Source organism: Paenisporosarcina quisquiliarum (assembly GCF_043641925.1).
Taxonomy (GTDB): Bacteria; Bacillota; Bacilli; order Bacillales_A; family Planococcaceae; genus Paenisporosarcina; species Paenisporosarcina quisquiliarum_A.
Map to the genome: position 1 here is coordinate 159635 of NZ_JBHZRU010000001.1, position 26072 is coordinate 185706.

29 protein-coding genes are annotated in these 26072 nt (G+C 37.3%); all 29 read left to right on the forward strand.

Translation table 11 applies throughout. The features are described from left to right. Positions 1–30: 30 nt before the first annotated feature. A complete protein-coding gene (codY, locus tag ACHUE4_RS00785) occupies positions 31–810 on the forward strand; it encodes a GTP-sensing pleiotropic transcriptional regulator CodY (RefSeq protein ID WP_394187367.1) in 780 nt (259 codons plus the stop codon). 929 nt (positions 811–1739) lie between these two features. Beyond that, positions 1740–2129 carry a flagellar basal body rod protein FlgB gene (flgB, locus tag ACHUE4_RS00790; protein WP_394187368.1) on the forward strand — a complete coding sequence of 130 codons (390 nt, stop codon included), beginning with the start codon at positions 1740–1742 and terminating at the stop codon, positions 2127–2129. A gap of 5 nt (positions 2130–2134) precedes the next feature. After that, positions 2135–2596 (forward strand): flagellar basal body rod protein FlgC, encoded by a 462-nt coding sequence (gene flgC, locus ACHUE4_RS00795; protein WP_394187369.1) that lies wholly within the window; start codon positions 2135–2137, stop codon positions 2594–2596. Between the two features lie 22 nt (positions 2597–2618). Further along, on the forward strand, positions 2619–2924 hold the full coding sequence (gene fliE, locus ACHUE4_RS00800) for a flagellar hook-basal body complex protein FliE (RefSeq protein ID WP_394187370.1): 306 nt from the start codon (positions 2619–2621) through the stop codon (positions 2922–2924). Between the two features lie 49 nt (positions 2925–2973). Further along, the gene (fliF, locus tag ACHUE4_RS00805; protein WP_394187371.1) at positions 2974–4557 is read left to right on the forward strand and encodes a flagellar basal-body MS-ring/collar protein FliF; all 1584 of its coding nucleotides are present in this window, start codon (positions 2974–2976) and stop codon (positions 4555–4557) included. Positions 4558–4572: 15 nt separating this feature from the next. After that, positions 4573–5586, forward strand: a complete 1014-nt coding sequence (gene fliG, locus ACHUE4_RS00810; RefSeq protein WP_394187372.1) for a flagellar motor switch protein FliG — start codon at positions 4573–4575, stop codon at positions 5584–5586. Continuing rightward, positions 5570–6349 (forward strand): flagellar assembly protein FliH, encoded by a 780-nt coding sequence (fliH, locus tag ACHUE4_RS00815; protein ID WP_394187373.1) that lies wholly within the window; start codon positions 5570–5572, stop codon positions 6347–6349. The genes fliG and fliH overlap by 17 nt, the downstream gene beginning before the upstream one ends. A gap of 5 nt (positions 6350–6354) precedes the next feature. Beyond that, on the forward strand, positions 6355–7683 hold the full coding sequence (gene fliI, locus ACHUE4_RS00820; protein WP_394187374.1) for a flagellar protein export ATPase FliI: 1329 nt from the start codon (positions 6355–6357) through the stop codon (positions 7681–7683). Further along, positions 7680–8129 (forward strand): flagellar export protein FliJ, encoded by a 450-nt coding sequence (gene fliJ, locus ACHUE4_RS00825; protein WP_394187375.1) that lies wholly within the window; start codon positions 7680–7682, stop codon positions 8127–8129. Before fliI ends, fliJ begins: the two co-directional genes overlap by 4 nt. Before the next feature lie 5 nt (positions 8130–8134). Then, complete coding sequence (locus ACHUE4_RS00830) at positions 8135–8737, forward strand: MotE family protein (protein ID WP_394187376.1); 603 nt, start codon at positions 8135–8137, stop codon at positions 8735–8737. 29 nt (positions 8738–8766) lie between these two features. Further along, complete coding sequence (locus ACHUE4_RS00835) at positions 8767–10056, forward strand: flagellar hook-length control protein FliK (protein ID WP_394187377.1); 1290 nt, start codon at positions 8767–8769, stop codon at positions 10054–10056. Positions 10057–10067: 11 nt separating this feature from the next. Next, positions 10068–10700, forward strand: coding sequence for a flagellar hook assembly protein FlgD (flgD, locus tag ACHUE4_RS00840; protein WP_394187551.1), 633 nt, complete (start codon positions 10068–10070; stop codon positions 10698–10700). Positions 10701–10716: 16 nt separating this feature from the next. Then, on the forward strand, positions 10717–11100 hold the full coding sequence (locus tag ACHUE4_RS00845; protein ID WP_394187378.1) for a TIGR02530 family flagellar biosynthesis protein: 384 nt from the start codon (positions 10717–10719) through the stop codon (positions 11098–11100). A gap of 79 nt (positions 11101–11179) precedes the next feature. Then, positions 11180–12055 (forward strand): flagellar basal body rod protein FlgG, encoded by an 876-nt coding sequence (gene flgG, locus ACHUE4_RS00850; RefSeq protein ID WP_394187379.1) that lies wholly within the window; start codon positions 11180–11182, stop codon positions 12053–12055. A 65-nt stretch (positions 12056–12120) separates the two neighbouring features. Then, positions 12121–12342 carry a flagellar FlbD family protein gene (locus tag ACHUE4_RS00855; RefSeq protein WP_394187380.1) on the forward strand — a complete coding sequence of 74 codons (222 nt, stop codon included), beginning with the start codon at positions 12121–12123 and terminating at the stop codon, positions 12340–12342. After that, a complete protein-coding gene (gene fliL / locus ACHUE4_RS00860) occupies positions 12332–12757 on the forward strand; it encodes a flagellar basal body-associated protein FliL (RefSeq protein ID WP_394187381.1) in 426 nt (141 codons plus the stop codon). The genes ACHUE4_RS00855 and fliL overlap by 11 nt, the downstream gene beginning before the upstream one ends. Positions 12758–12786: 29 nt before the next feature. Continuing rightward, complete coding sequence (gene fliM / locus ACHUE4_RS00865; RefSeq protein WP_394187382.1) at positions 12787–13785, forward strand: flagellar motor switch protein FliM; 999 nt, start codon at positions 12787–12789, stop codon at positions 13783–13785. Next, positions 13778–14971: a flagellar motor switch phosphatase FliY gene (gene fliY / locus ACHUE4_RS00870; protein WP_394187552.1), complete on the forward strand. Its 1194-nt coding sequence runs from the start codon at positions 13778–13780 to the stop codon at positions 14969–14971. The genes fliM and fliY overlap by 8 nt, the downstream gene beginning before the upstream one ends. A 23-nt stretch (positions 14972–14994) precedes the next feature. Then, positions 14995–15357, forward strand: coding sequence for a response regulator (locus tag ACHUE4_RS00875; RefSeq protein ID WP_394187383.1), 363 nt, complete (start codon positions 14995–14997; stop codon positions 15355–15357). Positions 15358–15361: 4 nt separating this feature from the next. Beyond that, a complete protein-coding gene (locus ACHUE4_RS00880; RefSeq protein ID WP_394187384.1) occupies positions 15362–16039 on the forward strand; it encodes a flagellar biosynthetic protein FliO in 678 nt (225 codons plus the stop codon). Continuing rightward, a complete protein-coding gene (gene fliP / locus ACHUE4_RS00885) occupies positions 16036–16701 on the forward strand; it encodes a flagellar type III secretion system pore protein FliP (RefSeq protein WP_394187385.1) in 666 nt (221 codons plus the stop codon). The genes ACHUE4_RS00880 and fliP overlap by 4 nt, the downstream gene beginning before the upstream one ends. Before the next feature lie 13 nt (positions 16702–16714). After that, positions 16715–16984, forward strand: coding sequence for a flagellar biosynthesis protein FliQ (fliQ, locus tag ACHUE4_RS00890; protein ID WP_394187386.1), 270 nt, complete (start codon positions 16715–16717; stop codon positions 16982–16984). Between the two features lie 4 nt (positions 16985–16988). Continuing rightward, the gene (gene fliR / locus ACHUE4_RS00895) at positions 16989–17765 is read left to right on the forward strand and encodes a flagellar biosynthetic protein FliR (protein WP_394187388.1); all 777 of its coding nucleotides are present in this window, start codon (positions 16989–16991) and stop codon (positions 17763–17765) included. A 1-nt stretch (position 17766) separates the two neighbouring features. Next, complete coding sequence (gene flhB / locus ACHUE4_RS00900; protein ID WP_394187389.1) at positions 17767–18852, forward strand: flagellar biosynthesis protein FlhB; 1086 nt, start codon at positions 17767–17769, stop codon at positions 18850–18852. Between the two features lie 24 nt (positions 18853–18876). After that, positions 18877–20910 carry a flagellar biosynthesis protein FlhA gene (flhA, locus tag ACHUE4_RS00905; protein ID WP_394187390.1) on the forward strand — a complete coding sequence of 678 codons (2034 nt, stop codon included), beginning with the start codon at positions 18877–18879 and terminating at the stop codon, positions 20908–20910. Next, positions 20907–22034 carry a flagellar biosynthesis protein FlhF gene (gene flhF / locus ACHUE4_RS00910; protein ID WP_394187391.1) on the forward strand — a complete coding sequence of 376 codons (1128 nt, stop codon included), beginning with the start codon at positions 20907–20909 and terminating at the stop codon, positions 22032–22034. The genes flhA and flhF overlap by 4 nt, the downstream gene beginning before the upstream one ends. Further along, positions 22018–22890: a MinD/ParA family protein gene (locus ACHUE4_RS00915; protein ID WP_394187392.1), complete on the forward strand. Its 873-nt coding sequence runs from the start codon at positions 22018–22020 to the stop codon at positions 22888–22890. The genes flhF and ACHUE4_RS00915 overlap by 17 nt, the downstream gene beginning before the upstream one ends. Position 22891: 1 nt before the next feature. Next, positions 22892–24007: a protein-glutamate methylesterase/protein-glutamine glutaminase gene (locus tag ACHUE4_RS00920; protein ID WP_394187393.1), complete on the forward strand. Its 1116-nt coding sequence runs from the start codon at positions 22892–22894 to the stop codon at positions 24005–24007. Between the two features lie 14 nt (positions 24008–24021). After that, positions 24022–26064, forward strand: a complete 2043-nt coding sequence (locus ACHUE4_RS00925) for a chemotaxis protein CheW (RefSeq protein WP_394187395.1) — start codon at positions 24022–24024, stop codon at positions 26062–26064. The last annotated feature ends 8 nt before the right edge of the window (positions 26065–26072 follow it).

Sequence of the window (26072 nt, forward strand, 5' to 3'; positions counted from 1 at the left end):
TAGCAGTTTAAATCACAGGAGGCCAATTAGATGAATTTATTAGCAAAAACAAGAAAGATTAACTCGATGCTGCAAGGCTCGGCGACAAAGCAAGTGAACTTTAAAGAAATGTCGACTACATTAAGCAACGTAATCGAATGTAATGTTTTTATCGTAAGTCGTAAAGGTAAATTATTAGGTTTCGACATTAATCAACAGATTGAAAATGAACGTATGATTAAAATGATGGAAGAGCGTCAATTCCCTGAAGAATACACAAAAAACTTGTTCCATGTAAATGAAACTTCTTCAAATTTAGATGTATATAGCGAACATACTGTTTTCCCTGTTGAGAACCGCGAACTATTTAAAGATGGCTTAACAACAATCGTTCCAATCATTGGTGGCGGTGAAAGATTAGGTACGTTAATCCTTGGTCGTTTAAAAGAAGAATTCCAAGATGACGATTTAATCCTTGGTGAATATGGCGCAACTGTTGTTGGTATGGAAATCCTTCGTGAAAAATCTGAAGAGATTGAAGTAGAAGCACGTACGAAAGCTGTAGTTCAAATGGCAATCAACTCACTATCATATAGTGAACTTGAAGCAATTGAGCATATCTTTGAAGAGCTTGATGGTAACGAAGGTTTGTTAGTAGCATCGAAAATTGCTGACAGAGTTGGTATTACTCGATCAGTAATTGTAAATGCTTTGCGTAAATTAGAAAGTGCTGGTGTTATCGAATCTCGTTCATTAGGTATGAAAGGAACTTACATTAAAGTGTTAAATGATAAGTTCTTAAATGAATTAGCTCAATTAAAATTAAAATAAGATTTATCAATGAAGGGGCTGTCTTAAAAGTCATAGTAAATGACTTTTAAGGGCAGACCTCTTTTTTTGCAAATGACATAGTCGATTTCCGTTTTAGGCGGACGCGTTCCGCGGGGCGGGTGGTGAGTCTCCTCGTCGCAAGCTCCTGTGCGGTCTCACCAGTCCCACTAATCCCGCAGGAGTCGCCGCCTGCCACTACAATCTATATAAAAGGTTTAATCGCCACTTCCATTCCAATCAACTGAAATTGATGTGAATTAATAAATATGAATAAGCTTATCTAATAGTAAGGCAATCTACAACATAAATAAACGTGTAAGTAATGGTTATATGCCTAATTTATTAATACTGTAATTCAAATTCAATTGTAATAGGGGATTATTTCACGAAATACCCACTTGAAAAATCATTTTTGTAGTATCTCTAATAGCATTTATAAACTTAATCCTTCAAACTATTTTGTAAGAAGGTGGTTGGCTATTTCTGAAGACTCCTGCGGAAAAACGAAACACGCTAGACCCCACAGGGGCAGTTGTCAAAGACAGCTGACTCGAGGAGGCTTGCGTTTCGTCCGCGGAAAGCGAAAGAAATAGCCAACCACCTTCATTTTACATAATGTTATTTAATCTATTATTATTTTCAACTGTCTAAAAACCACAGAGAATTCCATCTCTGTGGTTTTTTTGTTATAGTTTTATCAGAAGATTCTCTTAATTACATGATATTCCGACAAATTATCGTCTTATTCGACAAATAGGAGTTGGGAATGACCGTCTTGTAGAAAAAAGTTCAAATAAATCGAAAAAACAGTCATTATGGACTATTAAAAACTACATAATGTTCATAGACACTATATTACATCTTCTTTACAATGAGATAGAAAGTGTTATTAAAACGTAATGTTACAGGAAAAGAATGGGGTGAAGTATTTGAGTTTATTTGGTGGAACCATACAAAACTTAGAGAACGGACTAGCATATGCGAGTGTGAAACAAAAAACAATTGCACAAAACATTGCAAATGTCGACACTCCAAATTATAAGTCGAAGGATGTCAGTTTTGCACAGATGTTTTCTGATGCAAAGCAGTCGTCGATGGCGGCATACCGGACAGATACCAAGCATTTTGATTTTAAAATGCGTGATTATTCTCCGGGTGTTTTTAGTTATACGAATATGCGTTACCGACAAAATGGTAACGGTGTTGACATGGATAAAGAACAAGCAAATCTAGCAACCAATCAAATTTACTATAATGCATTGATAGATAGAGTGAGTGGCAAATTGAATTCACTCCAAACAGTTATTAAAGGAGGCTAATGAACATGAGTATCTTCCATAGTATGAATACAACTGCATCAGCCTTAACATCTCAAAGATTACGTATGGACGTTATTTCTTCTAATATGGCCAATGTAGACACCACTCGTGGACGTTTAGTCAATGGTGAGTGGGAGCCGTATCGCAGGAAATCGGTTACGTTGAAACCTCTTGAAGGACAGTTTTCATCTTTCTTGAATGTTGCTGTTGGACATTCAAGTAAAGGACAAGTTGGGAATGGTGTTAAAGTTTCTAGGATCAACGAAGATAGAGAAACGCCATTTAAACTAGTATTTGATCCGAGTCATCCTGACGCCGACGAAAATGGATATGTAGAAATGCCAAACGTTGACCCTCTAAGAGAAATGGTCGATTTGATTTCTGCAACACGTTCATATGAAGCAAATGTCACAGTCTTCAATGCCAATAAAGCGATGTTGACGAAAGCGTTAGAAATCGGGAAATAACGGTAAAGAAAGGAAGTAAAAAATGCCAATACAACCATTATCACTTTTAACACCAGTTCAACAACCGGTGCCAAATATCATGCAAAAAACGACTCCCTATGAAGCACAACAACAATTTGGAGCGATGTTAAAAGATGCAATATCAAATGTAAATGCTCAACAAAAAGTGTCTGACACAATGACTGATAAATTAATCCGTGGTGAACAAGTCGAGCTACACGATGTAATGATCGCTTCTCAAAAAGCAAGCATTATGCTAAGTGGAACGATGGAAGTTCGTAACAAGGTGATTGAAGCGTATCAGGAAATTATGCGTATGAGTGTCTAATATATTTCTGATTTAGTCATGACTCACTCACCAGTACCGGGGGATTAAAATGAATGAACGTATAACAAAATTTAAAAATGATATGACCCTCTTTTGGAGGAGCCGCACAAAAACGCAAAAGGGCACATTAATTGGAACAATCTTAGGTGTGATCATCCTCGCTGCAGCTGTTACTTTTTTTGCGACAAAAACTGAATTTGTCCCATTATTTAAGGATGTATCTACAGCAGAAATTGGTCGTATTAAAGAGACACTGGATGCTCAAGGAGTTCCAAATGAGATTGCTCCTGGCGGGACGACTATATTGGTTCCATCTGAACAGGTTGATTCATTACTTGTCCAAATGGCGGCAGAAGGTTTTCCTCAATCAGGAACGATTGACTACTCCTTCTTCTCACAAAATGCTGGATTTGGTATGACAGATAATGAGTTTAACGTGCTAAAGCTAGCATCCACTCAAACAGAACTTTCAAACCTATTAAAAAGCATCCAAGGCGTGAAAGATGCTCGAGTCATGATTACATTGCCTGAAGAAGGCGTATTTTTAACACAAGCAACCGAAGCAGCAAGTGCTTCAATCGTTTTAAACACAGAACCTGGCTATCAATTTGAAGAACCTCAAATTTTAGCTATGTATAACTTAGTTTCGAAGAGTGTTCCGAACTTATCTACAGAAAATATTGTTATTACCAATCAATACTTTGAGTATTTCGATTTGAATAAACCTCAGACCGCTGGTTCATCTGTTATGGATCAAATGGCCATTAAGAAAACCATTGAACGAGATTTACAAAGACAAGTTCAAACAATGCTAGGTACATTAATGGGTCAAGACAAAGTAATTGTCTCAGTTACAACCGATATCGATTTCCAAAAAGAAAATCGTGAAGAAAACTTAGTTGAACCTGTTGATGAAGAGAATATGGAAGGCATTCAAATAAGTGCACAACGTATTTCCGAAACCTTTACAGGAAATTCACCGGTTGAAGGTGGCACTCCTGAAGGAGAAGATCCAACTGACAATTTCACCAATTATGTTGAAGGTGGAGCAGGTAGTGGGGATTATGAAAAAATCGAAGAGACGATTAATAATGAAGTAAACCGAATTCGTAAAGAGATTGTAGAAAGTCCATATAAGATTCGTGATATTGGACTTCAAGTAATGGTTGAACCGCCAAACCCAGAAGATATTGCTTCGTTACCAGATGGTGTTGAGCAAGATATTGAACAAATACTTGCCACAATCGTTCGTACGACGATTGACAAAGATGCAGTCGGTCAATTAACGGAAGAACAAGTGGGAGAAAAAATTGTTGTATCTGTACAACCATTCAATGGGAAGGCTACAGAACTTGCAAACACAGAACCGATTATTCCTTGGTGGGTGTTTGTCGTAGGCGGAATTTTATTCGCAGTTATATTACTTCTAGTATTCTTTATGTTCCGTTCTAGAAAATCAAAACAAGAAGATTTGCTTTTACTTGAAGAACAAAGAGAAGAATTTAACGTGGCAGATATTAATTCAGAAAAAGAAACGGAAGCTACATTGCGTCGTAAGCAATTAGAAAAAATGGCGAAAGATAAGCCAGATGATTTTGCTAAATTACTTCGCACTTGGATTGCTGAAGATTAATGGGGGGTTCGGCTGTTGTCCAGGAAAGAAAAAGACTTATCAGGTAAGCAAAAAGCTGCTCTCCTGTTAATCTCGCTGGGTCCTGAAGTATCCGCTGCCATTTACAAACATCTTAATGAAGATGAAATAGAGCGTCTTACTTTAGAAATATCAGGCGTTAAAAAAGTAGAACCAGAAGTTAAGGAAGATATTATAGAAGAATTCCATACAATTGCATTGGCTCAAGACTACATCTCGCAAGGTGGTATTGGTTATGCGAGAACAGTTCTTGAAAAAGCACTTGGGTCTGATCATGCTCAATCTATTATCAACAGATTGACATCTTCGTTGCAAGTTCGTCCATTCGACTTCGCGCGAAGAGCAGATCCTTCTCAAATATTTAACTTTATTCAAAACGAACATCCGCAAACCATTGCACTAATTCTTTCTTATTTAGAGGCACAGCAAGCTGGAACGATTTTGTCGTCACTTCCACAAGAGGTGCAAGCAGATATCGCGAAACGTATTGCGACGATGGATTCTACTTCACCAGAAGTTATTAGTGAGATTGAATCTGTACTTGAACGAAAATTATCATCAACTGTAACCCAGGATTACACAGAAACAGGCGGTATTGATGCAGTTGTCGAAGTCTTAAATGGTGTTGACAGACAAACTGAAAAAACGATTTTAGATGCACTTGAAATTCAAGATCCAGAACTTGCAGAAGAAATCAAAAAACGCATGTTTGTCTTTGAAGATATTGTTACACTGGATAATCGCTCCATTCAACGTGTGGTTCGTGATTGTGAAAATGAAGATTTACTACTATCGATGAAAGTGTCGAGCGAAGAAGTAAAAGATATCATTTTCCGCAATATGTCCCAACGTATGGCTGAAACGTTTAAAGAAGAGATGGAAATTATGGGGCCAGTGCGATTGCGTGATGTTGAAGAAGCACAATCTCGAATTGTTGCCGTTATCAGACGCCTAGAAGATGCGGGAGAGATCATTATAGCTCGTGGCGGAGGAGATGACGTCATTGTCTAGAATCATCCGATCAGAATTTGCAAGTGCATCAAATGAACCATCAAAATCCATTCAAATTCGAAATCTTTCTTTCCAATCTGAAGTAACTGAAGAAAAGCCTTTGACGATCGATATGCTTTTAAAAGAGCGTGACGTTCTTATGAAAAAGGCTATGGATGAAATTGAACTTGAGCGAAACCTTTTGATGAACCAAAAGCAACAAACTCAAGTTTACATTGAACAGGAAAGAACAAAATGGGAACAAGATAAAATTGAGTTTAAACAGCAAGCTTACGAAGAAGGTTTTCAGCAAGGTTTTGAAGAGGGGCATCAAAAAGTTCAAAGCGATATGACGCATGCCATCCAACAAGCCAATGAGACCATGCAACATACACACGATAATGCCAAAAAATATATCGATGAGCAGGAAAAGGTCATCTTAGAATTATCACTTCGAACAGCTGAACGAATTTTAGGAATAGCTTTAGAAGAAAATGAAGAACATTATTTAGCTCTTGTTAAGAGAGGGTTAAAGGAAGCACGAGAAATGAAAGAAATCAAACTGTACGTTCCAACCATTCACCATGCACTCGTATCTGCAAATAGAGATGAGTTAGCATCCATTTTTCCAGTAGATGTACCGTTTATGATTTTCGTGAATGAAGACTTGCAAGCAACTGATTGTTATATAGAAACCAATCACGGACGAATCGTCGTAAGTGTTGATGAACAATTAACTCAATTGAGATTAAAGCTAACAGAAATACTTGAAAGTCAGGAGTGACCATTATGAGAGCCGATCAACTATCTGAACATATTCCACATATGACGACGTTTAAGAAATATGGTCGCGTGAAACGTGTAATTGGATTGATGATTGAATCTCAAGGTCCTGAAAGTTCAATAGGGGATGTTTGTTTTATTCACGTGCCAAGCTCTCGTGGTGGTGTATCCATCATGAAAGCTGAAGTAGTTGGATTTCGAGATGAAATTGTTGTTTTAATGCCATATACAAATATTCGTGAAATTTCGATTGGATGTTTAGTCGAAGGAACTGGAAAGCCACTTGAGATTAAAGTGGGACCTGCATTAATTGGGAAAGTATTAGATTCAATGGGTGAACCTATTGATGGTAGTTCGTTACCTAAAGGGTTAATCACAACATGGACAGAACAAGATCCGCCGAATCCATTAACTAGACCACCCATCCATGAAAAGCTTGAAGTAGGTGTCAAAGCCATTGACGGCATGTTAACAGTTGGTAACGGGCAGCGTGTCGGGATATTTGCAGGATCTGGTGTTGGGAAAAGTACATTGCTTGGTATGATCGCAAGAAATACAAAAGCTGATTTAAACGTAATCGCACTTATTGGTGAGCGTGGTCGTGAAGTTCGAGAATTCATTGAAAGAGATTTAGGACCTGAAGGACTTAAACGTTCAATTGTAGTTGCTGCAACATCAGACCAACCGGCTTTAATGCGTATCAAAGGTGCATTCACAGCGACTGCGATTGCGGAATATTTTAGAGACCGAGGCTTAAACGTCATGTTGATGATGGACTCTGTCACACGTGTGGCAATGGCTCAACGAGAAATCGGCCTAGCTGTTGGAGAACCGCCTGCAACAAGAGGTTATACCCCTTCAGTATTCGCCATATTACCGAAGCTTCTCGAGCGCACAGGGACGAATGAACACGGGTCTATTACCGCATTTTACACAGTTTTAGTTGACGGTGACGATATGAATGAACCAATTGCTGATGCAGTTCGAGGAATACTTGATGGACATATTGTTCTCGATCGTACATTAGCGAATAAAGGTCAGTATCCAGCGATTAATGTATTAAAAAGTGTTAGCCGACTTATGAATCACATTTCAGATGACGATCACGTTAAAGCCGCAGAGAAGTTAAGGAATTTGTATTACACATATAACAAATCTGAGGATTTAATTAACATCGGTGCATACAAACGTGGGACGTCAAAAGAAATTGATGAAGCCATTCAATATGAACCTTTAATCACAGAATACTTGAAGCAAGGGTATCTTGATAAAATTCATATGGATGAAAGTGTAGACCAAATCATTACGTTAGCAAATGGGAGTGCAAGCAAATGACAGCTTATCATTATCGATTTGAAAATGTTCTGGTCGTTAGAGACCAAGAAAAAAATGAAATGGAACTAGCTTTTAAAGATTCAGTCCGACACTTTGAAGATGTTGCGACCAGGTTATACGACATGTTGAAAAAGAAAGAAGACGTTCTTGAAAACCAACAAGAGAGAATGACAATTGGATCAACGGTTGATGACATCCATCATTTCTCGAGATTCATCAGTGGTTTAGAACGGTCAATTGCTGATATGCAACAAAAAGTAGTACAAGCAAGATCTAAAATGAACTGGCATGAAGAAAAGCTAGTTGAAAAGACATTAGAAGTTCGCAAGTACGAAAAGATGAAAGAAAAAGATTTAGGTGCATTTAATGCAGAGCAAGATCGACTGGAAATGAATCGATTAGATGAATTATCTTCTCTTACATATAGCAGGAAAGAAACTAGGTGATAAAAATGGCAAAACCAACGAAACCAACAATTAAACAAGGAACAATTGCAGTTGAATCTGAAAAAACAGGGTTTTTAAAAAAACTCTTTATGCTGTTTTTCATTCCTGTTTTATTTGGACTTGCCGTTATACTTATCATCGCCCAACTGACGAATATAAACGTTTTTGAATCCGTAACTAAGTTGACGAATGGTGAATCTGAAGAAAATGTCGATTCAGTTGAAGAAGAACAACTTGTATTTGAAGAAAAGGTTGTTACACTTCAAGCACAAATTCAAGAAAAAGAAGCACAAATCGTTCAACTACAAACGCAACTAGATTCTTCCGCTTCTGAAAAAGAAGGATTGCTCATTGAACAAGAGCGACTTCTTGAAGAAATTGAACTTTTAAAACGTCAAAAAGATGACACGAAACGAGACTTTGATGAAATAGTGGCAACATTTGAGCAAATGTCATCCAAATCTGCTGCGCCAGTCTTAAATAATATGAGTGATGCAGAAGCACTACGAATCTTAACCAATCTAAAACCCGATATATTAGCGGGTATCTTAGAAAAAATGACGCCTGAACAAGCTGCCAAATATACAGAACTGATGTCTAAGCAATAAAAGTCAACTCATTGAAAGGAGGTGAATAAATGAACATCGTCGCAAGCAAAGCACTACCGATTCAAGGAAACTCAGCATCAGCCAATCGTGTAAGCTCACAAACGTCCAATTCATCGACAGCTAAAACATCTTCAGAATTCAAGAAGAATGAAGCATTCGGAGCAGTCTTTAATCAATTTTCGGTTAAACAGAATTCTCAAGAAGTGAAAACGCCTGTTACCGATCAATCATCTGAGAGTTTAGGTGAAGTGGCCTCACTCTTACAAGTGGATTCTTTAGAAGGTTTATTGAAGTCAATAGACTTAAATGTTGAGGATTTAGATATATCAGGTCCAATGACATTTGAGAAGTTAGCTAGTTTACTAGAATTGAATGAAGATGAACTAAAGGCTTCGATTGAAGAATTGATAGGTCAAGAAGTGAAAACGAATGACTTGTGGGAATTACTTGGTCAAATTGATTTACATGCATCAACCTTTTTGAAGTCTGTGATGGAATCACTTGAAGGTGTTGGGAAAGTACCACCACAACAAGCTGCAACTGTCCTTCAATTCTTAAAGGGAGCTGAACTGGCTGCACCAAAAACTGATTTACTTTTAAAACAAGAGTTAGCTGTATTTAATTTAAAAGAATTGATGCAATCCTTATCATCACAACTTGAAAAATTAATGAATGCAAACTCATCTCAACATGGTTTCTCAAAAGGACAATCATTCCAATCGCTTTCAATTAACTTTGCAAAGAGTATGACTCCTGAAAAACTAACTGAAACATCTACAGTTACTCAAACTCAAACTGCATCAAAAGTAACTGAAACGACTACTCAAACAGTAACTGTCGGGTTAAATACGCAAGTGAAAACAGAAACTGTAACGGTAAACTTACCGGTTGCTAAAGCTGTACAATCAGAAGCATTAATTAAGGAATTTCAAGCGTTATTAAACCGATCACAATTTGGGAAGACCGGTGGTATGACGAAAATGTTAATCAAAATGTACCCTGAACATCTTGGAACAATCCGAGTAGAATTAGTTCAAAAAGACGGCATTATGACCGCACGAATGCTCGCGAATACATCGCTTGGTAAGGAGATGTTAGATAGTCAACTTCATCAATTGAAGTCAGCCTTTGCTAATGCCAACGTACAAGTAGATCGTATTGATGTCACACAAGCTCTTCAAGACTCAAGCAAGAATGACAAACAACAGCAATTTGGTCAGTCGTTAAAACAACAGCAACAAGAACAAGAACAGCAAGATCAAGAAGAAACTCCGGAGCAAATTTCGTTCCGTGAATTCTTAATGGAATTGGAGGCGTAATTTTGGCTGATATGAATAAAATCACAAGCAATATGTATTTAGCTCAAAAGCCAGATGAACGTAAAACAGGGAACAGTCAACTTGGTAAAGATGAGTTCTTAAAAATCTTAATGGCTCAATTACAAAATCAAGATCCGACAAACCCAATGAAAGATAATGAATTCATTGCTCAAATGGCTCAATTTTCATCATTAGAACAAATGACGAACATGACACAAGCATTTGAAAAATTCGCTTCAGGTCAGCAACAAACTCAATTAATTCAATACAATACGTTTGTTGGGAAACAAGTGAAATGGCATGAACTAACTGAAGAGTTAGACGCAGATAATAAACCAGTTGTTAATGAAGGCTTAGGATCAATCAAATCAGTTAAATTTGTTGATGGTTCAGTCGAATTCACTTTAACTGATGGGAAAGTAATTAATCCAGGAAATATCTCTGAAGTACTTTCAAGCGGTGCAACGACTAATAACTTAGTTGAAGCTAGTATGTTAATAGGTAAAACAATTGGATACACCGATGGAGAAACTGAGAAGTCAGGCGAAGTCGTATCTGTTTCAAACAAAGATGGAAAGATTCAATATATTTTAGCAGATGGATCGAAAGTATCCTCTGATCAATTCTCAAGTATAAGCCAATAAGGAACGGAGATTCGCAATGGACAAATTGACTATTCAACGCGTTCCACTGCAACCAACAACTGTTCGTCAAAAATTAAGCACCAAACCGGCATTGCCACCTAAACAATCTTTCTTACAACAGTTACACATAGCCACGGATAAGCAAGAGTTGAAAGTGAGCAAACACGCTTCTGAACGACTAGCAGAGAGAAACATTCAGATTACTGATCAAGAATGGCAACGTGTCTCTGACAAAGTATTTGAAGCTCGAAAAAAAGGTGTGAAAGACTCACTTGTCTTGATGGAACAAGCTGCACTAATCGTAAGCGCTAAAAACGCAACCGTTATTACAGCAATGGATCGCATGGAAGCGAAAGACCAACTATTTACGAACATCGATGGAACGATTTTATTAAACTAAATGGCAGGACCTAGAAGAGGATGCCAATGTGCTGTGGATCGAATGAAGCAGACACACAATTCTAAGGAGGAACTAACAAATGTTACGTTCAATGTATTCAGGTATAAGCGGGTTAAAAAACTTTCAAACAAAATTAGATGTAATTGGTAACAACATTTCTAACGTAAATACTTACGGATTTAAAAAAGGCCGTACTGTATTTAAAGATATGATTTCTCAAACTACTTCTGGAGCTTCAGCTGCTACTGCAACTCGAGGTGGGGTTAACCCGAAACAAGTTGGTTTAGGTTCACAAGTAGCTTCAATTGATACGATTCATACAGGCGGTTCATTGCAATCTACTGGACGAGTTTTGGACCTAGCTATATCTGGTGATGGCTTCTTCCAATTAGCAGATGGTGCTGGAGGTTCAGCTACTACAGATCCAACTGGATATGCAACAGGAAGACTATTTTCACGAGCAGGAAATTTCTACATGGATAGTAGAGGTTTTATAGTTAATGGAGATGGTAAATATTTAGTTGGAACTACACCATCTGCAGCTGATCCAACTATTCCATCTAATCCTGCCAAGCCTATTAAAATTCCAACGGATGCACAAAGTATGTCAATTGGTCAAGACGGTTCAGTAACATTTGTGGATGTTGGTGGGAACTTAAGAACAGCTGGACAAATTATGTTAGTTAAATTCCCTAATAGTGGGGGACTAACGAAAACAGGTGCAAACTACTTTGAAAAATCTCCAGCATCTGGAGATCCTACTCCTTTGGCTGGTGCTGCACCTCTTACTGATGGTCTTGGTGGCGTCCAGTCTGGTTTCCTAGAAATGTCCAACGTTGACCTTTCAGAAGAATTCACTGAAATGATCGTGGCTCAACGTGGTTTCCAAGCAAATACACGTATCATTACAACTTCAGATGAAATCTTGCAAGAGTTAGTAAACTTAAAACGATAAACTAGATGGATAAATTCATTGTAGAGGGGGGTTGGGCCGACTCCATGTGAGCCCGGCCCTTACCAATGATTGAATTAACTCGCCTTAATGGCAAAGCGTTTTCTTTAAACGCTTTATACATAGAAACAATTGAGTCATTTCCAGACACTACGATTACCTTAACAACAGGTAGAAAGTATGTCGCATTGGAAAGTGAACAAGAAGTTCATGAAAAGATTATTCATTTTTACAAGCAAGTTCAGTTATTATCTAACCCCCATTTAAGAGGTGATAAAGATGAAGAATAAGTTATTAACGATTATGCTCATTATTTTAGTTTCTATTACCCTTATTGGGGTTGTTGCTCTCATACTAGTCATGCAGTTTAATAAGGATGGGGAAGCTGAAGGGCCAACCATTGATGAAATTATTGAGTCTTCGGTTGATGTACCTGAAATTACAACGAATTTATCTGCAGATGATTTTATTCGCTTGTCACTTAAGATTCAAACAGACAGTGTGGAAGCAGCTGAGGAATTAACAAAACGTGATTTCCAGGTGAAAAATATCGTGATTCAAGAATTATCAGAAATGAGTGCTGCTGATTTAGAAGGTAAAGAAGGTAAGCAAACATTTGAAAATGCTTTAAAGCTTCAGATTAACGAACTAATGCATGACGGTGAAGTGCAACAAGTGTACATAACCTCTTACATTATCCAATAAAGAAAAGCTTTTGATAGGAGGTGGGGAAAATGGCTGGAGATGTGTTATCACAATCCGAGATAGATGCGTTATTGTCTGCTCTTTCTACCGGCGAGATGACGGCTGATGAGATGAAAAAAGAAGAGGAAACACGAAAAGTAAAAGTTTATGACTTTAAACGTGCTCTTCGATTCTCAAAAGACCAAATCCGAAGTTTGACCCGGATACACGAAAATTTTGCTCGATTACTTACAACATTTTTCTCAGCTCAACTTAGAACTTACGTGCAAATCACTGTAGCTTCCGTTGATCAAATTCCTTTTGAAGAATTTATACGTTCTATTCCAAATATGACATTAATCAATGTTTTCGAAGTGCCGCCTTTGGACGGGAATATTTTAATGGAAATTAATCCGAACATTGCATACTCCATGCTCGATCGACTAATGGGTGGGCAAGGAGTTAGTAATAGCAAGGTTGATAGTTTGACAGAGATCGAAACGAAAATAATGACAAATCTTTTTGAACGATCGTTTGATAATTTACGAGAAGCTTGGGCAAATGTCGCGGATATTGATCCGATTATGACAGAGCTTGAAGTAAATCCTCAATTTTTACAGATGATTTCACCAAATGAAACGGTCGTCGTAATTTCGTTTAATACCATCATTGGTGAAACAAGTGGAATGATTAATATCTGTATTCCACACGTTGTGTTAGAACCCATTGTTCCTAACCTTTCTGTTCGTTACTGGATGCAAACGAATAAAAAAGCCGTATCTCCAGAGCAACTTGAAATATTAGAGAATCGTGTTAGAAAAGCAGATTTACAAATCGTTGCTGAGCTAGGTAAAACTGAGATTTCAATTGAAGATTTCCTTCTCCTGCAACCGCAAGATGTTATACAATTGAATCAGAAAATAGAAGATCCACTCGTTCTTCGAATAGGTGATGTACCTAAATTTTCTGTTCAACCAGGTAAGTTGAAGAAACGAATGGCTATACAAGTGATTGAACCATTGAAAGGAGGAGACGAGAATGATGAGTGATGACATGCTCTCCCAAGAAGAAATTGAAGCCTTACTTAGAGGAGAACCAATTGAACCAAAAACTCAGCCGTCGACTCAAGATGACATCGTAGTAGAAGATTATTTAGATGCTTTTGCACAAGATGCTTTAGGAGAAATTGGCAATATTTCATTTGGTAGTTCTGCAACAGCGCTATCGGCTTTATTAGGTCAAAAAGTAGAAATTACAACACCTACAATTAGTATGATTAATCGTAATCGTCTTGAAGATGAATTCCCACATCCGTATGTAGCAGTTCAAGTACAATATACTGCTGGTTTAATAGGTATGAATTTATTAGTCATTAAACAATCGGATGCTGCGATAATTGCTGACTTAATGCTAGGTGGAGATGGTCTTTCACCGAGTCCAGACTTAAGCGAGATCCAATTAAGTGCTGTTCAAGAAGCGATGAACCAAATGATGGGTTCTGCTGCGACTTCCATGTCCACAGTATTTAACAAGAAAGTAGATATTTCACCTCCTTCGATTGATTTACTTAACTTTAAAGAAGAAGAAGGATTAGATAAGTTACCAGAAGATGACTTGCTCGTTAAAGTAAGTTTCCGTTTAAAAATCGGGGAATTAATTGACTCGAATATTATGCAATTGCTGCCATTGAAGTTCAGTCAAAAACTTGTAAAAGGGTTAATGGGTGAAGATGATGAGGAAGTTGCGGCAACTAGTGTGGCTGAACCTCCTGTTCAAACTGCACCAGTAATGCAAGAACCTGCTTATCAAGAAACACCAGCAGCCTATCAGCAACCTCAATTTGCAGAGCCGCAATACGCACAGCCGCAATATGCGCAACCGCAGGCAATGCCTCAAAGACCACCGCAAGCACCGGTCAATGTTCAACAGGCCCAATTTGCGAGCTTTGAGTCAAATCAATTAACACAATCTGAATCGCGAAACTTGAATATGCTTCTTGATATTCCTTTGCAAGTAACGGTTGAGCTAGGACGAACGAAACGATCTGTTAAAGAAATTCTTGAACTTACAAGTGGGTCAGTCATTGAGTTAGATAAACTTGCTGGTGAACCTGTTGATATTTTAGTAAACGCTCGATTAGTAGCAAAAGGTGAAGTTGTTGTCATTGATGAAAACTTCGGTGTTCGTATTACGGACATTGTTAGCCAAGCAGATCGATTAAATAATTTACGATAGACCATTACTGGAGGAATCACGTTATGTCAAAAAGAATTTTAATAGTAGACGATGCAGCATTTATGCGTATGATGATTAAAGATATTTTATCGAAAAATGGATTTGAAGTTGTTGGGGAAGCTGCTGACGGTGTACAAGCCATTGAAAAATATCATGAACTTAAACCTGATTTAGTTACTATGGATATCACAATGCCTGAAATGGATGGGATTGCAGCATTAAAATCAATCAAAGAAAAAGATCCTTCAGCAATCGTTATTATGTGTTCTGCAATGGGTCAACAAGCGATGGTTATTGATGCTATTCAAGCAGGTGCAAAAGATTTCATCGTGAAACCTTTCCAAGCTGATCGTGTAATAGAAGCTATTCAAAAAGCGATAGGGTAATCGAATGAACATGATTCACTTGGGATTTAAAAAAAGTATTGTCACTATATTGTGTGCGTTTCTATTATTGTTAATAGGTTCGGCACCAATGGATGCATCTACGAATCCGAACGCCAATATTAAACAATGCATCGAAAATCCTGAATCCTGTGATCAAGATGACCCGCCAGCTGCCGAAACTACACCTGAGACGGCAGCTGTTAGTTTGTCTGCTTGGGATTATATCAAAATGGTTTTAGGATTATTGTTTGTTTTGGCATTATTATATGGAGTTTTGAAATTCATCAACAGTAAAAATCGACAGTATCAACAACATCAGTTGATCCAAAATTTAGGTGGACTTTCACTAGGTCAGCATAAATCGGTTCAGCTTTTACAGATTGGTGATTCACTCGTTTTAGTTGGTGTAGGAGAAGATATTTCGATATTAAAAGAAATTACTGATCCTGAAGAAAAGGAAAAAATGTTAACTTTCTATAATCAAAAACAAGAAATAACATCTCAAATTCCGTATATTGTGGAAATTGTAAATCGCTTCAAACAAAACTACTCGAAAAACTCGACAAATGATCAGTCTTCGGGTAAATTCGATCAAATTTTTAAAAACCGCTTAAATGAAATCAAGTCAGACCGTTCTAACGGTTTACGTGATTGGAAGAAGAAGGAGAACGATCGCCAATGAACGAATTTGTTGATTTATTTGCGAATAGTGATGCTTCAAGTGTTTCTACTTCCATCAAGCTTATGCTCCTTCTTACGGTTCTTTCTTTAGCGCCTAGTATTTTGATATTAATGACATCATTTGCTCGAATTGTCATTGTACTATCATTTGTAAGGACGGCACTCGCTACTCAGCAAATGCCACCGAACCAAGTCATCATTGGGCTTTCATTGTTTTTGACATTCTTTATCATGTCACCAACGTTACAAGAAGTGAATGAGAACGCATTGACACCTTTATTTGATGAAGATATCACGTTAGAAGAAGCTTATACACGTGCAAGTGGTCCATTCAAAGATTTTATGAGTGAACATACGAGACAGAAAGATTTAGAGCTGTTTTTAAGTTATACAGGTGCTGAGCAACCAGCATCAATCGAAGAGATTCCCTTAACGATTATGGTTCCGGCTTTTGCGTTAAGTGAAATAAAAACCGCTTTTCAAATTGGCTTTATGATCTTCATTCCATTTTTAGTTATAGATATGGTTGTAGCCAGTGTTTTAATGTCAATGGGGATGATGATGTTACCACCGGTAATGATTTCATTGCCATTTAAAATTTTATTGTTTGTGTTAGTTGATGGTTGGTACTTAGTAATGAAATCTTTGCTTCAAAGCTTTTAGGGGATGAATCCATATGACGGGTGAAATGGTTATTGCGATAGCAGAGCGAGCAATTTGGGTTGTCCTTTTAACTTCAGGACCCTTACTAATTCTTGCGCTTGTTACTGGTTTGTTGGTTAGTATTTTTCAAGCAACCACACAAATTCAAGAACAAACGTTAGCATTTGTTCCAAAAATCGTGGCTGTCTTGCTAGGAATCGTATTCTTCGGTCCTTGGATGTTAACTCAAATTCTGAGTTATTCACAGGATATTTTTGAGAATTTGATACGATACATTGGTTGAGTCTATGGAGCAAATATTGCCAAGTGTTACCGTCCTTTTATTAATTATTGCAAGAGTATCTGCTTTCTTTGTTATTTTACCGTTATTCTCACATCGAACAATTCCTGCAAGTCATCGGATCGCTTTTGCAGTCATGCTCTCATGGATGATGTATTACACGATGGATGTTGAACCCTTTGAATTCAATGGCGACTATTTATTTTTAGTTGCAAAAGAAGTTATTGTTGGATTATTTATTGGTTTACTCGCTTACATAATTTTGACCGCTGTTCAAATTGCCGGGAGTTTTGTGGACTTCCAAATGGGGTTTGCGATTGCGAATATCATCGATCCCCAAACGGGTGCACAAAGTCCATTACTTGGTCAATTTTTCAATACGCTTGCCTTATTGTTAATGCTCGCACTAAATGCCCACCATTTGTTATTGGATGGTATCTTCTATAGTTATCAATTTGTACCTATGGAATTTGTTTGGCCGCCTTTTGGAGAACCAGGTTTTGCAGAATTTATTATGAGAACTTTTACAGCTGTGTTTGCAATCGCATTTCAAATGTCGATTCCAATTGTCGCAACCTTATTTTTAGTGGATATTGCGCTAGGGATAACAGCAAGAACAGTTCCTCAATTAAACATTTTCGTAGTTGGTTTTCCTATCAAAATCGGTGTTAGTTTCTTAGTGTTAATCGTGATGATGGGTGTCATGATGAATGTCATAAAGAATTTATTTGAAATTATGATTTTAAGCATGCGTGATCTAATGATCATCTTAGGTGGTGGATAACTTGAATCGGTTACATTTGAATTTACAGTTCTTCGCTGGTGAAAAGACCGAAAAAGCTACACCTAAAAAGAGACAGGACCAACGTAAAAAAGGACAAGTTTTAAAAAGCCAAGATGTAACTAGCGCTATTGTGTTATTGTCCGTTTTTTTATTTTTACTATTTGGTGCCGGATTTATGAGAGACCGAATTTTTTCCTTTTTCTATCAAACGTTTAATCGCTATGTATTAATTGATAGTCTATCAGTCGAGTTAGTGATGGAAATCTATTCAGATGTATTAATGGAAATGGGCTTCATTCTTTTACCGATTATGTTAGTTGCAATGGTTGCAGCAGTAGCTGCCAATTTCTTTCAGTTTGGGCTGCTATTTACGACTGAACCGTTGAAAATGGATCTTAAAAAATTAGATCCTATAAAAGGTCTAAAACGAATCTTTTCATTACGAGCTATTATTGAGTTAATCAAATCAGTTTTAAAAATTTCTTTAATTGGTTCAGTAACCGTCGTTATTTTATGGATGAATCTTGAGAATGTTCTTTCGCTTTCTTTTAAAACTGCATGGGATACGTTATCTACAGTTTCATATTTAACTGTGATGATGGGAATTGCAGCGTCTTTTGTTTTACTGTTCGTTTCTATATTGGACTATTTTTATCAGAAGTATGACTTTGAAAAAAATCTTAAAATGTCTAAACAAGACATTAAAGATGAATATAAAAATTCCGAAGGGGATCCGGTTGTAAAATCTCGGATAAAACAAAGGCAACGTGAAATGGCCATGCGTCGTATGATGCAGGAAGTTCCAAATGCGGATGTTGTTATTACGAATCCGACTCACTATGCCATTGCATTGAAGTACGAAGATGGTCAAATGGATGCCCCTGTAGTGGTTGCCAAAGGTGCGGATTTTATTGCACAAAAAATAAAGCTTATTGCCAAGGAAAATGAGATTGTTATGGTAGAAAATCGCCCATTAGCTCGAAGTATGTACGATCAAGTTGAGATTGGCGACAGAATACCTGATGAGTTTTTCAAAGCAGTAGCTGAAATTCTAGCGTATGTTTATCGAATAAAACGAAAAATTTAGTGTAATACAAGTGGAGGGCAAGTCATGCAGATTCGCGACATCGGAGTTTTAGCAGCCGTCATTTTAATAGTAGCGATGCTCATCATTCCACTTCCAGGATGGATGTTAAGTTTTTTAATCATGGTCAATATTACATTGGCACTAATGGTTTTATTAACTTCTATGAATATGAAGGAAGCGTTAGAGTTTTCTATATTTCCTTCCTTGCTTTTATTGTTGACGTTATTCCGATTAGGTTTGAACGTATCTACCACCCGTTCCATTTTAAGTAACGGTGAAGCTGGTGGGGTTGTTGAAACGTTTGGAACATTCGTGGTGGGTGGAAATGTCCTCGTTGGTATGGTTGTTTTCGTCATCCTAATTATTATTCAGTTCATTGTTATTACAAAAGGGGCAGAGCGAGTATCTGAAGTAGCTGCTCGTTTCACACTTGATGCAATGCCTGGTAAGCAAATGAGTATTGATGCGGATTTAAATGCCGGGATGATCTCTGAAGCACAGGCGCGAGAAAGACGATTAAAAGTTGGGAATGAAGCAGACTTTTATGGAGCAATGGATGGTGCTACTAAATTCGTTAAAGGTGATGCGATTGCCGGTATTATTATCGTTATTATCAACTTATTAGTAGGAATGATTATTGGTGTTGTCCAAATGGGTCTGCCATTTGGTGAAGCAGCCTTGTTATTCTCTCAATTAACAGTGGGAGATGGAATTGTATCACAAGTACCTGCTTTGCTTATCTCAACTGCTACAGGGATTGTGGTTACTCGTCAAGCTTCAGAAGGAAATTTAGGGTCGGATATTACGGGTCAATTATTGAGCCAACCAAAATTACTATATGTAGCATCTGCTACTATTTTGCTTCTAGGTTTATTCACACCGATTACTGATCTACTTACAATTCCATTAGCCGCTACTTTAGCAATTGGTGCATTTATGATGAGTCGTAAAGTAGAAGAAGATCCAGCTGAAGTTCAAGAATATGAAGAAGAAGTGGCGACGGATGGAATGAAGAGCCCTGAAAACGTAGTGAACCTACTTAACGTCGATCCGATTGAATTCGAGTTTGGTTATGGATTAATTCCATTAGTAGATACTGCACAAGGTGGAGATTTACTAGATCGAGTTGTTATGATTCGTAGACAGCTAGCACTTGAGCTTGGGATTGTCATTCCAGTTGTTCGTATTCGAGATAATATTCAATTACAACCAAATGAATATCGAATTAAAATCAAAGGGAACGAATTGGCACGAGGAGAATTATTGCTTGATCATTACTTAGCAATGAGTCCAGGAGACGATGATACGATTGAAGGAATAGATACAATTGAGCCGTCATTCGGATTGCCAGCTAAATGGATTACAGAGCATGTAAAAGAAGATGCTGAAATGCTAGGCTACACAGTCGTCGATCCTCCAAGTGTCGTTTCTACACATATGACCGAAATCATTCGAGCGAATGCAAATGAGTTATTAGGAAGACAAGAAACGAAACAGTTAATCGATCATGTACGCGAAACGTATCCTATTTTGGTGGATGAGTTAACACCTACACCATTATCAGTAGGTGAAATACAAAAAGTTCTAGCTAAATTACTTAAAGAGCATGTTTCGATTCGAAATTTACCGATTATATTTGAAACCTTAGCTGATTATTCTAAAATGACTTCTGATGTCGATATTTTAACAGAGTATGTTAGACAATCGTTAGCACGTCAAATTACGACGCAATATGCTGGTACCCAAGCCAATTTAAAAGTATTAACGGTATCAGGTAGAGTCGAAAAATTAATTGCTGATAGTATTCAACAAACAGAACATGGAAATTATTTGTCAATTGATCCTAGTGATTCTCAAAATATTTTAGAGTCCATTGCGAAGGAAGTCGATCGGGTTTCTCTTATTGAACAATCGCCGGTTGTATTATGTTCGCCAGCGGTAAGGTTGTACTTGAGACAAATGACAGAGCGTTATTTCCCGCAAATTCCGATTCTTTCATATAACGAACTGGAATCATCGATTGAAGTACAAAGTGTTGGGGTGGTGAACGTAGAATGAAAATGAAAAAATATACAGCAGTCACAATGACAGAGGCTATGAGCAAAGTTCGTGCCGATTTAGGTGATGACGCGGTGATTTTAAATTCAAAAGTAGTTTATACGAAGGGGTTTTTGGGTCTCTTTAAAAAGAAAACCATTGAAGTTGTTGCTGGAATGGATAAATATGAAACACCACTTCAACCTGTTCAACCACTTCAAAAAGAAATGATATCAAGTGTTAAAAAAGAAGAAGTCGTTTCAAGTGAACTAAAAAAAGAGTTAAGTGATATCAAAATGCTTGTTCAATCAATGCAACGTCCAGTTGAAACAAAAAAATATACGGAAGACATTGAGTCTTTCCTTCAATATTTACGTAATCATGAAATAAATGAAGAGCTTATCACACGTATTGGTGATGAGCTTTTTGAACATGTAAATGAAATTGATTCAAACAAACAATCCCTATCTTATCGTCAAATTGCCACTCAAGTTCTAAAAGAAGCTTTAATAGATGTTCCATTTGGTGGCCTATCCTATCAAAAGAAGTACATTAATGTTCTTGGACCAACTGGAGTTGGAAAAACGACAACGATTGCCAAGATGGCTGCTCACGCTGTTTTACAAAAGAAAAAGAAAATTGGTTTTATTACAACAGATACATACCGAATTGCCGCAATCGAGCAATTGAAAACGTACGCTGGTCTTCTTCAAGCCCCAGTGGAAATCGTATATAACAGCGAAGATTTCACAAAGGCTATGGAGACTTATAAAGACTTCGATTTGGTTTTCATTGATACTGCAGGTCGTAACTATAAAGAAGTGAAGTTTGTAGAAGACGTGAAAAAGCTGATTCAATTTGAAGACAATGTAGAATCGTATTTAGTTCTATCAAGTACATCGAAAGAGAAGGATATGGAAACGATTATTGAACAGTTTAGCTCGTTTCCTATCGAACAATTTATTTTCACGAAAGCTGATGAAACAAATTCTATTGGCTCTATGATCAATTTAATGATTAAATATAATAAGGGACTTGCTTACTATACGGATGGGCAAGAAGTCCCGGAAGATATAAATGAAGCTTCAGTTGATTCTTTATTAAAGTTACTTTTTAAGGAGTATGAAGATGAGAGATCAAGCTGAGTCACTTCGAATGCATATGCTTCGTAACCAAGGTCAAATTGGTCGCTCTATCGCTGTAGTTAGTGGGAAAGGTGGAGTGGGGAAAAGTAATTTTTCTTTAAACTTTTCTTCCATGCTAGCTTCATTAGGTAAAAAGATTGTCGTTATCGATATGGACATTGGTATGGGCAATATTCATATTTTATTAGGGAAGAGTGTCCCTACGAATTTAAAAGATTATTTAGATGGAAAACAGTCATTGGAAAGTGTTATGTACGAAGGACCTAATGGTATGAAGTATATATCAGGTGGATCTGGATTGAATGGTGTATTGGAATGGACTGATGAGATGTTTGATCGGTTAATCCAAGCATTTGAACATTTCCAAAAAGAATACGATGTTATATTGTTCGATATGGGCGCAGGTGCTACAAATAAGATTTTAGATTTAATCGTAGCTGTGGACGATGTCATTGTGATTTCAACTGCTGAGCCAACTGCCATAACAGACGCCTATTCTATGATGAAATATATTCACTTTAAGGATCCAGAAAAGAATTTTTATGTTGTTTGTAATCGCGCTTTTACTGCAGAAGAAGGAAGGGACACAGTAACGAGACTTTCCTTTGCTATGTCTAAGTTTCTGGATAAGGACGTCACGATATTAGGATCACTTCCTGAAGATCCAGCCGTAAGAAAAGCTGTAAGAGAGCAAATGCCTTTCTCAATCTTGTATCCAGAAGCTGAAATTTCAAAAACACTTCGTGTAATGACGAATCGTTTTATAGAATCTTCGCAAGAAGAAGTACATGCAAATGAACAACAAAATACTTTTATCAGTCGTTTGAAAAACATGTTTAAGAAAGGTCGTGACTAACATGATTTTAGGCGAAAAGAAAAAGTTACTCATCGTTGATGATTCTGCATTTATGAGAAAACTTATTAGTGACTTTTTTACTGAGCATCCTCAAATTGATGTCGTTGGAACAGCGCGAAATGGGAAAGATGCTTTATTAAAAATGAAGTCCCTAAAACCGGATGTTGTCACGATGGATGTAGAAATGCCTGAGATGAATGGCATTGAAGCATTAAAACTCATTATGGCAGAATATCCTGTTCCCATTGTTATGTTATCGAGTACCACGAAGAGTGGAACAGAAAACACAATGCTTGCAATGGAATATGGAGCTGTCGATTTTGTTGCAAAACCAAGTGGAACCATTTCACTTGATTTACACAAGGTCAAAGATGAGTTAGTAGAAAAAATTTTCCACGCCTCTCAAGTTCCAGTTAAAAAAATCCGAAACACGGAAGTAAGTAAGCTACCGAAAAAAACGGTAAATGAAAACGAACACGGAAGCTCATTACCTATAGCTGCGACTTCTGAAATATCAAAAGAACACAAATGGGTCACGTCACGTAAAAAAATAGTTTTAATCGGAACTTCAACAGGTGGACCACGTGCTTTACAAGAAGTTTTAACAAGACTTCCAAAAAACATAAACTCGCCGATATTAGTTGTACAGCATATGCCTGCTGGATTTACAAAATCACTTGCTAACCGACTCGACCAATTATCGGAGATTCACGTAAAAGAAGCGGAGCATGGTGAAGTACTCATGGATGGTACGGCCTATATAGCACCGGGAGGCTTACATTTGCAACTTGCGCGAATCGGTACGAACTATGCGGTTGAAATAAATAACCAACTTCCACCTCGAGTCGGACATCGTCCATCAGTGGATATCCTCTTTGAAAGTGCAAGTCTTTTAACGGATGTTGATAAAATTGCCGTTATTATGACTGGGATGGGTTCAGACGGATCTAAGGGCTTAATTCAACTGAAAGAAAAAGGTGTAGTAAAAGCAATCGGTGAATCTGCCGATACATGTATTGTATACGGCATGCCAAAAGCTGCATTTGAAACGGGTTTAATCGACGAAGTGGCAGATGTCGATGATATAGCGAAAATAATCATGAAATTCTTGCCTTAAAGGGGTGCCATTCAATGGAGATGAGTCAATATTTAGAAATGTTCATCGAAGAAAGCAAAGAACATTTACAAGCATGTAATGAAAATTTGTTGGAATTAGAAAAAAATCCTTCTGATTTAAGAATTGTAAATGAGATTTTCCGTTCTGCACATACCTTAAAAGGGATGTCAGCAACAATGGGGTATGAAGACACAGCAGATTTAACACACAAAATGGAGAACGTCCTTGATGCCATTCGAAACGAAAAAATTGTCGTGTCGACTGCTATTCTGGATGTGGTCTTTACTGCAGTGGATCATTTAGAAGCAATGGTTATGGACATAGCGAGTGGTGGAACAGGAAAGCGCGATGTAAGTGCGACTGTTAAAGATTTAAATGCCATAGAAAAAGGTGAATTAGCAGTAGTTGATACTTCTGAAATTGCCGCAACAATAGTAGAAGAAACGAAACAACATTCATTCTTAACATACGATGAATTCGAACTAACTGTCATCTCTCAATCACATGAGCAAGGTTTTTATACATATGAAATTTCTGTAAGCTTACGTGAAGACTGTTTACTGAAAGCTGCACGTGTCTTTATGGTATTTGAGTTACTTGAAAAAATGGGCGATGTCATTAAGTCTTCCCCATCAGTAGATCAGTTAGAAAGTGAGCAGTTCGATACTCAATTCCATGTTTCATTAGTTACCAACGAACCCGCTGAAGATGTTCAAAAGAAATTAATGAAAGTTTCTGAGGTTGTGGAAGTCGTCGTTCATTCAGTGACGATTGAACAATTACAATCTAGAAACAATGATTCAGCCGTTGCACAGACTGAAAACCAAACTCAGAATGTAAATGCATCAAATGATGTGGCTGTTGCTCAAACTGCAACTAACGCTCCATCAAAAGGTGTACAAGCTGGAAATAAAACAATTCGTGTAAATATTGAGAGATTAGATATTTTAATGAATCTATTTGAAGAGCTTGTAATTGACCGAGGAAGATTGCAGTCAATTTCATCAGAGTTAAACCATAGCGAATTAGATGAAACAGTAGAACGCATGACAAGAATCTCCGGAGACTTACAGACAATTATTTTAACAATGCGTATGGTACAGGTAGAGACAGTATTTAATCGCTTCCCTAAAATGGTTCGTCAGTTAGCGCGTGATTTGAATAAGAAAATTAATCTTGAAATCATCGGTGCAGAAACCGAACTTGACCGTACAGTTATAGATGAAATTGGAGACCCACTTGTTCACTTAATACGAAATGCACTTGATCACGGCGTAGAACGACCAGAAATTCGTGTAGCGAATGGTAAACCTGAAGAAGGTACAGTTGTTTTGAGAGCTTATCATAGTGGAAACCATGTATTTATCGAGCTAGAAGATGATGGAGCAGGGATTAACCGAGACAAAGTTTTAAATAAAGCAATTTCTAAAGGGATCGTTACAAATGAAATGGCTGCAACAATGACCGATAAGCAAGTGTTTGAATTGATCATGGCATCTGGCTTCTCTACTGCTGATACCATTTCAGATGTTTCTGGTCGTGGTGTTGGACTAGATGTAGTGAAATCGACCATAGAATCTTTAGGCGGATTTATCACGATTGATTCAACTGAAGGGAAAGGTTCATTATTCTCGATTCAATTGCCACTAACATTGTCTATTATTTCAGTAATGCTTGTTGAGATTGAAGAAGAAATGTTTGCGATCCCATTATCATCAATTATTGAGACAGCAATTATTCGTTCAACTGATATTTTAAATGCACACAACCAAAAGGTAATTGATTTCCGTGGCAAAGTTGTTCCTCTTGTATTCTTGGATGACGTCTTCAGTGTTCCAAGAAATGAACAGAGCGATGAAGAGTTTTTATCAGTAGTTATTGTTCGCAAAGGTGACAAAATGGCTGGACTAGTTGTTGATTCATTTGTTGGTCAACAAGAAATTGTACTTAAATCATTAGGTAATTATTTATCAAGTGTATTTGCCATTTCAGGTGCAACCATTTTAGGAAACGGTAAAGTGGCATTGATTGTTGATTGTAATGCATTGATCAAATAGTTCACTCG